14 protein-coding genes are annotated in these 14,274 nt (G+C 56.7%); 8 read left to right on the forward strand and 6 right to left on the reverse strand.

What is annotated here, in order from left to right; all coding sequences use genetic code 11:
* The first annotated feature begins 4 nt into the window (after positions 1-4).
* The 8 genes from aroD to BN54_RS05320 all read left to right on the forward strand — a co-directional run bounded on the left by aroD (position 5) and on the right by BN54_RS05320 (position 7,224).
* Entirely contained in the window at positions 5-751 is a 747-nt protein-coding gene (gene aroD, locus BN54_RS05285; protein ID WP_019206126.1) for a type I 3-dehydroquinate dehydratase, read from the forward strand.
* Positions 752-753: 2 nt separating this feature from the next.
* Positions 754-1,029, forward strand: coding sequence for a chorismate mutase (locus BN54_RS05290; protein WP_040469745.1), 276 nt, complete (start codon positions 754-756; stop codon positions 1,027-1,029).
* A complete protein-coding gene (gene aroC, locus BN54_RS05295) occupies positions 1,030-2,199 on the forward strand; it encodes a chorismate synthase (protein ID WP_019206128.1) in 1,170 nt (389 codons plus the stop codon).
* Positions 2,196-2,711: a hypothetical protein gene (locus BN54_RS05300; protein WP_019206129.1), complete on the forward strand. Its 516-nt coding sequence runs from the start codon at positions 2,196-2,198 to the stop codon at positions 2,709-2,711. The genes aroC and BN54_RS05300 overlap by 4 nt, the downstream gene beginning before the upstream one ends.
* Positions 2,712-2,726: 15 nt before the next feature.
* Positions 2,727-4,025 (forward strand): 3-phosphoshikimate 1-carboxyvinyltransferase, encoded by a 1,299-nt coding sequence (gene aroA / locus BN54_RS05305; protein WP_019206130.1) that lies wholly within the window; start codon positions 2,727-2,729, stop codon positions 4,023-4,025.
* A complete protein-coding gene (locus tag BN54_RS05310) occupies positions 4,025-5,107 on the forward strand; it encodes a prephenate dehydrogenase (RefSeq protein ID WP_019206131.1) in 1,083 nt (360 codons plus the stop codon). Before aroA ends, BN54_RS05310 begins: the two co-directional genes overlap by 1 nt.
* 4 nt (positions 5,108-5,111) lie before the next feature.
* Positions 5,112-5,624 (forward strand): shikimate kinase, encoded by a 513-nt coding sequence (locus BN54_RS05315; protein ID WP_019206132.1) that lies wholly within the window; start codon positions 5,112-5,114, stop codon positions 5,622-5,624.
* Positions 5,625-5,853: 229 nt separating this feature from the next.
* On the forward strand, positions 5,854-7,224 hold the full coding sequence (locus BN54_RS05320) for an NAD-dependent succinate-semialdehyde dehydrogenase (RefSeq protein WP_019206133.1): 1,371 nt from the start codon (positions 5,854-5,856) through the stop codon (positions 7,222-7,224).
* Positions 7,225-7,333: 109 nt separating this feature from the next.
* Here BN54_RS05320 and BN54_RS05325 read toward each other — a convergent pair whose 3' ends face one another.
* From BN54_RS05325 to BN54_RS05350, 6 genes are read right to left on the reverse strand one after another with little or no spacing between them, the layout of a single operon-like run.
* On the reverse strand, positions 7,334-9,229 hold the full coding sequence (locus tag BN54_RS05325; protein WP_019206134.1) for an alpha/beta hydrolase family protein: 1,896 nt from the start codon (positions 9,227-9,229) through the stop codon (positions 7,334-7,336).
* Positions 9,210-10,415: a metal-dependent hydrolase family protein gene (locus tag BN54_RS05330; protein ID WP_019206135.1), complete on the reverse strand. Its 1,206-nt coding sequence runs from the start codon at positions 10,413-10,415 to the stop codon at positions 9,210-9,212. The genes BN54_RS05325 and BN54_RS05330 overlap by 20 nt, the downstream gene beginning before the upstream one ends.
* A 39-nt stretch (positions 10,416-10,454) precedes the next feature.
* Positions 10,455-11,333, reverse strand: a complete 879-nt coding sequence (locus tag BN54_RS05335) for an ABC transporter ATP-binding protein (protein WP_019206136.1) — start codon at positions 11,331-11,333, stop codon at positions 10,455-10,457.
* Positions 11,333-12,379 carry an ABC transporter ATP-binding protein gene (locus BN54_RS05340; RefSeq protein WP_019206137.1) on the reverse strand — a complete coding sequence of 349 codons (1,047 nt, stop codon included), beginning with the start codon at positions 12,377-12,379 and terminating at the stop codon, positions 11,333-11,335. Before BN54_RS05340 ends, BN54_RS05335 begins: the two co-directional genes overlap by 1 nt.
* Positions 12,380-12,383: 4 nt before the next feature.
* Positions 12,384-13,319 (reverse strand): ABC transporter permease, encoded by a 936-nt coding sequence (locus BN54_RS05345; protein ID WP_019206138.1) that lies wholly within the window; start codon positions 13,317-13,319, stop codon positions 12,384-12,386.
* A 2-nt stretch (positions 13,320-13,321) separates the two neighbouring features.
* Complete coding sequence (locus BN54_RS05350; protein ID WP_019206139.1) at positions 13,322-14,254, reverse strand: ABC transporter permease; 933 nt, start codon at positions 14,252-14,254, stop codon at positions 13,322-13,324.
* Positions 14,255-14,274: the final 20 nt, after the last annotated feature.

Below are 14,274 nucleotides of genomic sequence, written 5' to 3' on the forward strand. Positions count from 1 at the left end.
ACCCATGCCAGTAACGACTTCTGATGGGCGGTTGACTTTCGGGGCGGGACAACCCAAAATCGCCGTCCCCATTGTCGCCGCCACCCCCGCGGCCGCTTGGCAGGCCTTTACCCAATTACCGCTGGACCAAATCGACCTGGTGGAGTGGCGCCTGGATTGCCTCAGCGACCCGCTGGATACCGCAGCCATCGTGCCAATCGCCCAGCAAATGCGCGCCCAAATCCCCCTCTTAGCCACCATCCGCACCCAAGCTGAAGGGGGACAGTGGGCCCCAACTCCGGCGCAATACCGCACCGTCTACCAAAGTTTGCTGGCTGCCCCAGCTATTGACCTGCTGGACCTTGAAGCCACGCTCCCTGCTCAGCTGGTCCAGCCCTTGCGTCAGCAGGCCCAGCAACAAGGCGTCAAAGTCATCGCCAGCTACCATAATTTTACGGCGACCCCCACTACCTCAGAACTGGCCGCCATTAATATCCGCCTGGCCGCGACCGGCGCCGATCTGATCAAGTGGGCCGTCATGCCCCAAGCAGCCACTGACGTCTTAACCGTCCTGGGAGCCATCAATGCCTACCACGGTCCCCAACCGCTGATCGCGATGGCAATGGGCGCTTGGGGGAAGGTGACCCGGCTGACCGGGGGGATCTTCCCATCCGCCATCACCTTTGCGACGGCCGGGGCCGCGTCGGCGCCGGGGCAACTGACGGTCGGCGCGGTTCGCGCCACCCTCGCACTTTTGGAAAGGAAGGGATGACCATGCCAGACTTAACGACCTTGCGCTCCGACATTGATCAACTCAACCGGGAATTAGAGCGTTTGCTCATCAAACGGTTCGCCCTGGTCAAACAAGTCGCCGCCCACAAGGCACGCACCCAGCAGCCCGTTTGCGACCCCCAGCGGGAGGCCGCCATCCTGGCCCAGCTCGGCCAGAGCACCCCGGAATTGCAACCGGCCCTGCAGGCCATTTTTCAAACCATCATGGCCCAATCGCGCACCCTGGAACAAACCTTGCTCACAAAGGAGGAACTCTAAATGACTTTCACATATCTGACCGCCGGTGAATCCCACGGTCCCCAACTGACCGGTATTATCGAAGGGATCCCGGCCGGCCTCAAACTCGACGTGGCTCAAATCAACGCCGCCTTAGCCGACCGCCAACGGGGCTACGGCCGGGGCAACCGGCAAAAGATCGAACACGACCAGGTCCAAATCCTAGGTGGCGTCCGCCACGGGGTAACGTTAGGTTCGCCGATCACCTTGGTCATTCAAAATCGCGACCATGCCCACTGGAGTGCCATTATGGACCCCACCGCCCCGGCCACCCCGGAAAATACGACCCGCCAGGTAACCCGGCCGCGGCCTGGTCACGCCGATCTGGTCGGTGGCCTTAAATACCGCCACGCCGATATGCGCAACGTCTTAGAGCGTTCCTCAGCCCGGGAAACGGCGATGCGAGTAGCGATCGGCAATATTTGTGAACAGCTTTTGGCCGCCCTGGACATCCACTTAGTCGGCTACGTGCGCCAAATTGGGCCCGTCTTAGCCGAGGATCCAACGGTCACCACGGTTAAAGCCATCAAGGCCCAAACTGCGGCCAACGACTTACGGATCACCGACGCCAGCCAAGTTGCCGCTATCCACACCCTGATCGATGACACCCGCCGGGCTGGCGATACCCTGGGGGGCTTGATCCGGGTGGTCGTTGAAAACATGCCAGCCGGAATTGGTTCTTACATTTCCTGGGATACCAAGCTGGATGGCAAGCTGGCCGCCGCGGTGATGGGGATCAACGCCATGAAGGGGGTCTCGATTGGCGATGGCTTTGAAGCCGCCACCCGCCCCGGCAGTCAGGTGATGGACCCGATCGCCTACGACCCAGCCCAGGGCTACTACCGGACTTCTAACCACCTGGGCGGCTTTGAAGGGGGGATGACCAACGGGATGCCATTAATCATCAACGCGGCCATGAAGCCGATTCCCACCCTCTACAAGGCGCTGCCGACCGTTGACACCACGACCAAGGAAGCCAAAAAGGCCAACGTCGAACGCTCCGACACCACCGCGATCGTGCCCGCCGCCTTAGTCGTGGAAAACGTGGTCGCCATCGAGTTGGTCAAAGCGCTGACGGACACCTTTTCCGCCGACAACCTGGCCCGCTTGCAAGACCAGGTGGCCGCTTGGCGCCAGGAGTTGCGCGGATGAAATTACACACCTTAGGGCCAACAGGAACGGACAGCGCCGCGGCGGCCGCCCAGTATTGTCAAGCCCACCCCGCGTTACAGGTTGTTTATCACCCCAGCTTTGAGGAATTGTATGCAAACCTGACCAAATATCGCGGTGATCAGCTGTTGGTGCCGGCCGCCTACCAAAGCCCGGCTGGGCTGAGCTGGGGCCAGCTTCACTACCGCTACTTAACGGCTTTGACCTTAATCGACGGCTTTCTTTATGAGCTGGCCCCCTTGGTCTTAGCGGAACTGCCCACCCGGGCCAACCAGCGCGCTTACGTCCACCCCGCCAACGCGGATTTGCTGCACCAATTAATTCCTACCGCCGAAATTTGCTTGTGCCCCAGCAAAATCACCGCCGCCGACCGGTTTCTGGCCGACGGGCGCTACGTCATCACCAGCCAAGCTGCCCTGCCCACCCACTTGCCCCTGCGGATTCACCAGCAGTGGACGGTCCCGATGCTGTGGAGCGTCTATTTAATCAACTAACGAAAGGAAGATTCAATGCAAACCCTTACCCCTGCGCCTACCGGCCTGCACGGCACCCTCGCCGTCCCCGGTGACAAAAGCATTTCCCACCGTGCCTTGATGTTGGGTGCGATCAGCGAAGGCGATACCACGATCCACCACTTTTTAACCGGCGAAGACTGCCTCAGTACCCTGGGAGCCCTGCAAGCCCTCGGGGTGAAAATTGAGCGGCAGGGCGAAACCGTCGTCGTTCACGGTCAAGGGTGGGCTGGTTTAACGGCCAGCGCTCACCCACTGGAGATGGGCAATTCCGGCACCACTACCCGCCTGTTAATGGGCCTGCTGGCCGGGCGGCCCTTTCAAACCACGCTTTTAGGCGATCAGTCCTTGCACCGGCGCCCCATGCGGCGGGTCGCCGAGCCGCTGCGCCACTTTGGCGGGGAAGTTCGCTTGAGTCCCCAGGGGACCCTGCCGGCCACCATTTTCGGTCAGCCCCTGCACGCCGCAACCTACCAAATGACGGTCGCCTCGGCCCAAGTCAAAAGTGCTTTGATTTTAGCAGCCCTGCAAGCTCCCGGCCCTTCAACGATCATTGAACAATTGCCGACCCGCAACCACACCGAATTGATGCTGCAACAATTTGGCGCGAACTTAACCACGGCCGCCGACCAACGGACCATCACCGTCCACCCAGCGCCCCACTTGCACGGGCAAACCGTCCAGGTCCCCGGGGACCTGTCTTCGGCCGCCTTCTTCCTGGTGGCGGCCGCGATTGTCCCGGGATCAAATGTGACCCTCACCCAGGTCAATTTAAATCCGACCCGGACCGGCATTTTACGGGTCTTACAGGCCATGGGGGCCTCCGTCACGATTACCCCGCGGGCCAGTCAGGGCGAACCGCTGGGTGATATTACCGTTTCGCACGGTCCCTTGCGCCCGATCAAAATCGGGGCGGCGGAGATCCCGGCCCTAATCGACGAACTGCCCTTAGTCGCCTTGCTGGCTGCCTGTGCCGAGGGAACCAGTGAAATTCGCGGGGCCGCCGAACTGCGGGTCAAAGAAACCGACCGAATCGCGACCGTCGCCAGCGAGTTGCGCAAACTGGGGGTTACCATTGAAGAACTGCCCGATGGGATGATCATCACCGGGCGGCCGAACTGGGCGCTCCAAACTTCAAGCCTCACCAGCCACGGTGATCACCGCATTGGCATGATGCTGGCCGTGGCCGCGCTCAAGGCCCACCAACCCTTGACTTTGGCTGAACCGGAGGCCATTGCCATCTCCTACCCGACCTTCTTTCGGGATCTGGCCCACTTGAAGGGGGATGAACGCTAATGACGACCGTCTTTTTCAAGGGGCTGGGGCTGATCGGCAGTTCCCTGGCCCAAGCCATCAAGTTGGCTCATCCCGAAGTGACCATCCTGGCCAGTGACCCCGCCCCGGCAACCATCCCCTACGCCCGTCAGCAAGGGTGGCTGGACGCGGGCGTCAGCGAATTTGAGCGGGTGGCAGAAGCCGACTTCATCTTTTTAGCCAGCCCGGTCGATCAAATCGGAGCGGACCTTAAAACCCTCGCGACCTGCTCCCTCAAGCCCGGTGTCATCGTTACTGACGTCGGTTCGACTAAGCAGGCGATTTTAACCGCCGCGGCCGCCCTGGCAGAGCAGGGAATCACCTTTATCGGGGGGCACCCGATGGCGGGGTCGCACAAAAGCGGGGTTACCGCCGGCCGGCCCGACCTCTTTGAGAACGCCTTTTACTTCCAGGTCCCGCTGAACGCCACCGCCGCCCAGCAAGCGCGCTTACAAGCCCTCCTGAGTGGCGCCAAAGTGAAGTGGCTGACCGTGACGGCGGCCACCCACGATGCGATTGTCGCCCAGATCTCCCACCTGCCCCACATTATTGCCGCTGCTCTAGTCAACCAAACCAAGGAACGGTTTGCCGACCAGCCCCTGGGGATGCGTTTGGCCGCCGGGGGCTTTAAATCCGTTACCCGGATTGCCGCGGCCGACCCGACGATGTGGACGGCAATCCTCTTAGCCAACGCGCCCGTGATTCGCCGCCAACTGGCCGATTATATCGCTCACTTGCAAACCCTGGATCAGGCGATCGCCACCCAGGAAGCCGCGGCGATTCACCGCTTCTTTGCCCAGGCCAAGCACAGTCGCGACCAGCTCAACGCCCCGGTCAAAGCCCCGTTTTACGACCTGTTCTTAAACCTGCCCGATCAAGTCGGGGCCCTGGCTGCGGTAACGGGGAAACTGGCAACGGCGGGAATCTCAATTACCAACATCCAACTCTTGGAAGTCCGAGAAGACATTAATGGTATTCTGCAACTGACCTTCAGCACCGCAGCGGCGCACCAAGCGGCCCAAGCGCTGCTGGCGGCTGAGTACAAACTCATTGAACGGGGGTAACCTAATGGAACTGATTTTAATTGGCTTTATGGGCAGCGGCAAGACCACCGTCAGCCAGCTACTCGGGCAAAAGTACCACTTGCCCGTCCTGGACTTGGACGCCGAAATCGTCGCCCAAACCGGCCAGTCGATTCCCGAAATTTTTGCGGCCGGCGGGGAAGCCCACTTCCGGGCGATTGAGCACCAGGTCCTGGCCCAAGTGATTGACCAACCCGGCATTCTAGCCACGGGCGGCGGGACGCCCTTGCGCGAGGACAACCGCGCCTTGCTGAAGGCCAGTCACGTTCCGGTCGTCCACTTGCGCGCGACGGCAGCCGAAACCAAGCGCCGGATTGGTCACGACCAAAACCGGCCCCTGGCCGCTCAGCTCGACCAAGCGGGGCTGGCCAAACTGAAAGCCGCCCGTCACGCCGCCTACCAGGCGTGCGCTGATTTCACGATTGAAACCAACCAGCTGACGCCCTTAGAAGTAGCCCAAGCGATTGAAGCCCGCCTGTCCCTTACTGTCCAGCCTTGAGGTCTGCAGTGACCCCAAGGCTTTTTTTCTTGGTCGGGGTTGGGAGGGCTTGTGAAAAAATTTGTGAAAGAAATTTTTTCACCCCCACCACGACCGGTTCATCGCGGCTAGACCAATCTTTGAGGTTTGTGCAAAGGATCTTTTTTGGCAAAAGACTTGTGAAATTTCAGAAAACGATTACAATAGTAACCAATAAAGATTGACTCAACTTGAATGGAGGAATTCACAAATGGCTTACAAGACGGTTAACCCATATACCAATGAAGTTGAACACGAATACGCCAACTCCACTGCCGCCGAAATCGAAGCGGCCCTGGCAGCTGGTCACGAACTCTACCAACAATGGCGGACCGGGGCCGGCCTGGCTGAACGCAAGGCCGTGATTACCCGCTTAGGCGAATTGCTGCGCGAACGCCGCACCGAAATGGCCGAATTAATGACCCGCGACATGGGGAAGCTGATCGGCGAAGCGGAAGGCGAAGTGGACCTGTGTGCTTCTTTCTGTGACTACTATGTCGAAAAGGCCGACGAATTCTTGGCCCCGAAGCCAATTTACACCACGACTGGCAACGCCCACATTTTAAAGCAAGCCCTCGGGGTTCTGTTGGCCGTAGAACCATGGAACTTCCCGTTCTACCAAATTGCCCGGGTCTTCATTCCAAACTTCCTGGTCGGGAACCCAATGGTCTTAAAGGACGCTTCCAACTGTCCGACTTCGGCCCAAGCTTTCTGTGACTTAGTCTTGGAAGCGGGGGCGCCAAAGGGGAGCTTGACCAACCTCTTCGTTTCCTACGACCAAGTTTCTGAAATCATTGCCGACCCGCGGATCGCTGGGGTCTGCCTGACTGGTTCCGAACGGGGCGGGGAAGCCGTTGCGGCTGAAGCCGGTAAGCACTTAAAGAAGAGTACGATGGAGCTCGGTGGGAACGACGCCTTCATCGTCTTAGAAGATGCTGACCTTGACAAATTAGCTGCGACGGTCGGCTTTGCCCGGCTTTACAACGCCGGCCAAGTCTGCACGTCTTCCAAGCGGTTCATTGTGCCAGAAGGCCTGAAGGACCAATTTGTCGAAATGCTCAAGGCCGCCTTCTCCCAGGTTAAGATGGGCGACCCGCTGGATCGTTCCACGACCTTGGCTCCATTATCTTCCAAGCGGGCCAAGGAAAAGCTGCAAAAGCAAGTGGATAAGGCCATCGCCGGGGGGGCAACCGTAGCCTACGGGAACGAACCGGTTGACTTGCCAGGGCAATTCTTCATGCCAACGATTTTGACCGACTTGGACCAAGACAGCCCAATCTTCAACGAAGAACTCTTCGGGCCGGTGGCGGAAGTCTACACGTACAAGACGGAAGCTGAAGCCATCGCAATGGCCAACAACTCCAGCTACGGCTTGGGAAACACGGTCTTTGGCTCCAATATCCAACACGCCCGCGAAGTGGCTGCCCAAATTGAAACCGGGATGAGCTGGATCAACTCCGCTTGGGCTTCCTTAGCTGAAATCCCATTTGGGGGGGTTAAGCGTTCCGGTTACGGGCGGGAATTAAGCGAATTCGGCTTCACTGAATTCGTTAACCACCACCTGGTATACGAACCAGAATAAACCTCTCCCCATCACTCATACCCACTCTTACTCTTTCTAACGCCTGGTGCCACCGCACCGGGCGTTTTTTATGCATTAAAAAAGGAACCGCCTAAACGGTTCCTGGAATTCATTGTAAGTGTTGCTCAAACCACGCCAAACTTTCTTGCAGCCGGTGCAGCCGTTGATTCGGGGCCCCGGTGCGCGAAAGGTCATGGTTGCTACCATGAAAGACGACTAATTTGGTATCAACCCCCCGCAGTTTCAAAGCTTGAAACATTTGCAGTCCCTCAGGCAATGGACAGCGAAAGTCGTGGTCCGAATGCAAGAACAAGGTCGGGGTCGTGATTCGATCGGCATTCCGTAAGGGGGAAAACTGCCAGTATTTTTCAAAATCTGCCGGCAGTTGGGCGACTCCCAACTGATCGGTTACGAAGGCTGGCCCAATGTCAGAAATCAGCATTGACGTCCAAGTGGCAATCCCGCGCATGCTAACCGCTGCCTTAAAGCGGGTCGTTTGTCCCAAGGCCCAATTAGTCATGAAGCCACCATAACTCCCCCCGGTCAAGCCCAACCGCGCCGGATCGGCGGCCGGATAAGCGGCCAAGGCGGCATCCACAAAGGTCATCAGGTCCGCATAATCAACCTGCCCATACTTGCCCCGTAAATCCGCGTATTCGTCCCCTTGGCCTTCTGAACCATGGAGGTTCGTAAAGAAGACAAAGTTGCCTTGCGCCGCCAAAACTTGCATTTCATGGAAAAAGACGGTTCCATGGGCTGCTCGGGGGCCCCCATGCACGACTACAACCGCCGGATAGGTTTGCGTCGGTTGATAATTTACCGGCAGCAAGACCCAGCCATGACTTGCCCGCCCAGTACTGTCCTGGTAATCCAACCGGTTAGCAACTTGCGTTTGGCGTTGATCCGTTACCGCTTGGTTAAAATCGGCCAAGCACGTGGCCTGGTCCGCCACAACTTGGTACAACTTGGGCAACTGATTGGGAGCCGCCCCCAAAAACAGGAGCTGCCCCTGGCGGAAGGCAAAACTCAGGATCGTTCCGGCCCACTTAAAGACCGGCTTAACTTGGTGGCCATCAAAAACCATCAATTCATTATGGTCCACCACGGTGGTCACAAAATAGAGTCCTGCCGCCGTGGCTAAAGTGGCATTGCCCGGGACGACCGCACAATCGGTTACCACCATATTACCAACGTTGTGATCCCACGGCGCCACCAAAGTTAACTGATGGGTCGTGGCGTTTAAGCGGTAAAAGGCCGGATTTTGGTTGATCCCGTACTGATGACCATCACTGGCCACGACGTACAGGGCACCCGCCAACTCAGCGACCGCATCCACGCGCCACTGTCCCGGCGCCAATAATTCCCTCAGGTCATCCGTCGCGACCTCCAGTTGGTACAGGCCTGCTTGCCCCGGACGCACCCCCGCCGTGGGGGTCCCCGCTAAGTACAATTTTCCCGTTGGCCCGGGCCAAACCTGCGTCACATTAAATTCAGCAGGTAAAGGCGTCGTCACCTGACCAGTCGCCAAATCGACCAGCCACAGCTGTTGCCACTGCTCATTCACCCATCCTGCTTCATTGGACCAAAAGGGTACTTCGATCACCGAATGCCACGCCGCTTGCTGCTCAGCTGCTGGCCGGGGGCCCTTTAAGACTGCGTGCTTGGCCCTGACCGCAACCACCTGCAACTTAGCTGCGGGCAAGGTCGCGACCACTTGGGCTTCGCCACCCGTTAGGTTTAACTTGAACAGCTGTGTCGTTTGCGCTGCGCCGGGACGAGTAAAGCAAACACTCTCTTCATCAACGGCTTGAAACTGTCGCTCCACCCCTTGGCTCGTCAAGGGCGTGGGCGCTTGGGTGCCGACTTGTTGCCAGAGCGTCCAACGGTACTTAGTCGCATCATCGGGCGCCACTTGCGCTTGAACAAACACGGCGCGCTCCCCCACGCTTGCCAGTTGACCTGGCCAGGTTAACTGAGTTAAATCATCAATTTGCCACGGTTGCATTGCCATCGCCTCCCGTCAGGCGGTCAACCAGCTTCTTGCCCCGCCGGTAAACTGCTGTTTGACGTTCATAAGCAAAAAAATCCTGCAGGGGATCCTCCGCCAAGACCACAAAGTCGGCATCCAATCCCACCTTGACCTGACCAGTTACGTCCGTTAAGTGTAAGAGCTTGGCCGCTTGGCTGGTCGCCGAATTCAAGACTTGCGCAGGCGTCATCCCCGCTTGTCGGTACATTTCCAATTCCACTAAGACCCAGTGATCAAACGTATTAAACGGCGTTCCGGCATCGGTCCCCATCACCACCGGTACCCCCGCGGCAACGGCTTGCTTCGTGCTGGCCAAGTGTGCCTTCGCGACTAACTTAGCCTTTTCGACCATAAAGGCGGGCAAAGTTGCCGGATTCTCATAAATTGCCCGGGGTGCCACCAGCGTCGGCACCACCGTCGTGTGATGCTGCTTCATTAACGCCACGGCTTCTTCGTCCAAGTAAATGGCATGCTCAACGGAATCGACCCCGGCGCGGACCGCATTTTTAATGCCGGCCGTCCCTTGGGCGTGGGCAGCGGCCGTGTAGCCCTTATGGTGGGCTTCGACAACTGCTGCCCGCATCTCGGCTTCACTTAACTGTTCGTCAAATGGGGTTTCCCCCGGGGTGGATACCCCACCGGTGGCCATTAGCTTGACATTTTTGGCCCCTTTCCGTAATACTTCACGGGCACCGCGCCGGGCCGCGGCTTCCCCGTCGACCTCCAAAGTGCCGCTGTTCTTCGGTTCTTGCCCCTTACCAGAGCCGTGACCACCAGTCATTGATAGGGCCTGCCCGGAGCCCACTAACCCCGGTAAATCATCCCGATCTAATTTCATTAAGTCCAAGTCGACATCGTGGGTTGAGCCAACGTCGCGCACGTAGGTCACCCCGACACTCAAAGCAGCCTTTAAATTATCCAGCGCCAAGACCGTTTCCGTTACGGCCGTCCGGGGCCGGTGTTGCCAATAGGTCGGGTCTGCCGACATCGTGACGTGCGTATGGGCGTTCATCAACCCCGGGGTTACGAATTTACCGGCTAAATCCACTACTTGGTCCGGGGTCGCCGTTGGTTCCACAAACCGGCCATCCTGAACGGCAAAATTGCGCTTAACAAATTTCGTGCCATCAAAGACTTGTCCATTTTGATATTCAACTAACATATGTAAACCATCCTTTCCATTTGTTAATATGTTGCAAATTCAAACCAATGCTGCATAATGTCCGGCGCTCACCTCCTTTAAGGGTCCCGTTGGCTCGGTCGCTTGGTAATCAACGCGTTTTTGCCGGCGCGCAGCTTGGGGATCGGGAACCATTACCGCCGAAAGCAAACTTTGGGTGTACGGGTGCACGGGGTGATTGACGACCTCATCAGCGGTTCCCACTTCGACCAACCGGCCGTGATACATGACCCCAATCCGGTCCGAAATATACTTAACCATCGCCAAATCATGGGCAATAAATAAGTAGGTTAACGCATGTTGGGCCCGTAATTTTTCCATTAATTCCACAATTTGCGCTTGCACGGAGACGTCTAGGGCCGACAACGGTTCATCGGCCACCACGAATTCTGGCTGCACCGCCAAGGCCCGGGCCACCCCAATCCGCTGGCGCTGACCACCAGAAAATTCATAGGGATAGCGGGCCATGACATCTGGCGTCAAGCCGACCTGCCGCAATAAATCAGCCACGCGCGCCGTGAGCTCCCTTGGGTTGGTCACCAGGCCGTGAACTTTTAAGCCTTCCGCCACGATTTCTTTCACGGTCAGCCGGGGGTCCAGTGAGGCGTAGGGATCTTGAAAGATCATTTGCGTGCGCCGGTGAAATTCTTTTTGCGCTTGGCGCGCCGTTAAAGCCATCACATCCTGGCCAGCAAAATGAATCTGCCCCGCCGTTGGGTGGTAGAGGTTTAACAAGCACCGCCCCACCGTGGTTTTTCCCGACCCGGATTCGCCAACTAACCCAAAAACTTCCCCACGATGGATCGTAAACGAAACATCATCAACAGCGCGAACCTCATTGGGACGTCCGGCATGAAAATACTTTTTTAGGTGGGTGACTTCGACTAATTTTTCCGTCATTAGGCTTCCTCCTCTGCTTGATGAGCAAAGTAACGCCGCCGTTCTTCCAGTTTGGCCGTCAAATGCAACTTAGGCGCCGCCTGATGTAAGAGCCAGGTCGCGGCATAATGCGTCGGACTAACCTGAAAGAATGGTGGGCGTTGTTCAAAATCAATGGCTAACGCCTGCGGATTGCGGGGAGCAAATGGATCCCCTGGCAACGGCGTTCGCAAATCAGGTGGGGTCCCTGGAATCGGGGTTAATTCGCCTGTCGCCATCGCCAAGGTTGGGGTCGCTTGCAACAGGCCAATCGTATACGGGTGCTGGGGTTCATAGAAAATCTCCGTTGCCAACCCAAACTCTAAGATCCGGCCAGCGTACATTACCGCCACCCGATCGGCAATCCCTGCCACTACCCCCAAATCGTGCGTAATGAAAATAACGGCCGTGCCCAATTCATCCTTCAACTGCTTAATCAACGTCAAAATTTGAGCTTGAATCGTCACGTCAAGCGCGGTCGTCGGCTCATCGGCAATCAGGATTTGCGGGTGGCAGACCAAGGCAATTGCAATCACGATCCGTTGGCGCATCCCCCCAGAAAATTGGTAGGGATAGTCATTAAAGCGGGCTGCCGGATTGACAATGCCAACCTTTGCCATAATCGCCAGCGCTTTTTGCTTGGCTTCAGCACGCGTAACGTGTTGGTGCAACAATAAGGGCTCCATAATTTGCGCCCCCACGCGCATGGTTGGATCCAAGGCCGTCATTGGGTCTTGAAAGATCTCTGCCAACTCATTACCGCGCAAATGGTTTAAGGCTTGATCATCCAGCTTTAGCAAGTCTTGACCTTGGTACCAGATCTCCCCACTAACAACGTGGGCGTTACGGGGCAACAGGTGCATGATCGCCTTGGTGGTAACTGATTTACCGGAACCAGATTCACCGACTAGCGCCAGAATTTCACCAGGGTGCAACTTTAAGGTCACATCTTGAATGGCGTGAACCGTGCCGGTTAGCGTCGTAAAATCAACCGACAAGTGCTTAATCGTTAAAATATCGTTGGCCATTTTCTCACTCCCTTACGTTTGGATCCAAGGCATCACGCAGACCGTCGCCCAAGAGATTAAAGGCAATCATCATCACGGACAAGACCAAAACCGGCTCCCATAGTTGATACTGGTAAAATTGAAAGCCCTTTTCGCCGGCGTTTAACAGCGTTCCCAGCGAAGCGTTCGGCGCCTTGACCCCAATCCCAATAAAGGACAGTAAGGCTTCCAAAAAGATCGCCGCCGGAATCGTAAACATCGTCCGGGTAATAATCACCCCCAGCGTGTTCGGTAACAAATGCGTCCAGGTAATCCGCCAGGGACTTTCCCCCATTGCTTGCGCCGCCAAGACAAAATCGGCCTGTTTGATTTGCAGCGTCGCCGCCCGCACCAAGCGGGCCATTAAGACCCACGAAGATAAAGCAATGGCAAAGACAATGGAGGTCAAGCCGGGCTTAAACACCAACAATAACAATAAGACCAGCACCAATTCAGGGATGGAAGCAATGATTTCAATAAAGCGCTGCATTAAGTTATCAACCCGGCCCCCACACCAACCGGAAATCACCCCATAGGGGACCCCAATCAAGATGTCCACCAACGTCGCAAACAAAGCGATCAACAGTGAAATCCGCGTCCCGTACAAAAGCCGTGACAACATATCCCGGCCCAGTGAATCAGTTCCTAACGGGTAAGCGGCCTCAGTCAGGGGTTTTAAATTCGTGGCATTGATATTTTGGGCATTGGGATCATGGGGCAACCAAACAAACGACCCGAAAGCACAGATGGCAATGACGCTCAGCACCATCAAAGACACCATCGCCGCGCGGTTGGCTCGCAACTTGCGCCACGCGCGTTGCCAAAACGACAGCGACTGGGGTTGCGACAGCACCGGTCGTTGAAATGCTTGGGCCTGTTCAAAGGCCCCCGTGTTGAATTGATGTGTCATCGGTTCTTCCATTCCTAAGCTTCCCCCTTCTCCGCTGCTAAAATCCGGGGATCAACCAGCCCGTACACTAGGTCGGTCACCAGCAAAATCCCACAAAGCAACAAACAATAAAACATCGTCAATCCCATAATGACTGGATAGTCATTCGCCAAGACGGAGTTAATAAAGAGTTCCCCAATCCCAGGGACGGAAAAAATATTTTCCACCACCATCGAACCGGTAATCAAGCTGACTGCCAAGGGGCCAATCAAGGTCAAGGCCGGAATAATACTGTTTTTTAAGGCATGCCGCCAAACTACTTGCCGCATGGACAGCCCCTTGGCCTGGGCCAGTAAAATATAATCGGACGCCAAGACTTCCACCATTTCCGTCCGTACAAAGCGTGACACTTGCGCCATGGGGACCGCTGCCAGTGCCAAGGTTGGCAAAACTGTTGACATCAGTCCCTGCCAATTGGCGACTGGGAATAACTGCAGTTTAAAGCCCAGGTAGTATTGCAACAGGATGGCCAAGATAAAACTGGGAAAAGAAATCCCGATCACCGCCAAGGTCGCCGTCAATGAATCTTGCCACCGGCCCTTGTGCAAAGCGCCCAAACTGCCTAAGATAATCCCCGCTGCGGTCCCAACCACTAGCGCTTGCAAGCTGATGATAACGGACGGTCCCACCCGGCGCATAATCAAACTGGCCACCGACGTTCCGGTATACTGATAGGACATCCCAAAGTTGCCGTGGACCGCGCCAGCTAAGTACGTCAGGTATTGGCGCCAGACCGGCTGATTCAACCCATATTGCTTTTCCACTGCCACTTGCTGGGCATGGTTTAATTTCATCACATTCCCCAGCGGGGAGCCGGGAATCAGCTTCATTAAGAAAAATGTCAGGGTGACAACAATCAATAGCGTCAAGAGCATCATTGCCAAGCGTTTCAAAAGATACCTTGCCATCAAACCGCTCCTTTACTTTT

Source organism: Limosilactobacillus ingluviei str. Autruche 4 (genome assembly GCF_000312405.1).
Classification (GTDB): domain Bacteria; phylum Bacillota; class Bacilli; order Lactobacillales; family Lactobacillaceae; genus Limosilactobacillus; species Limosilactobacillus ingluviei.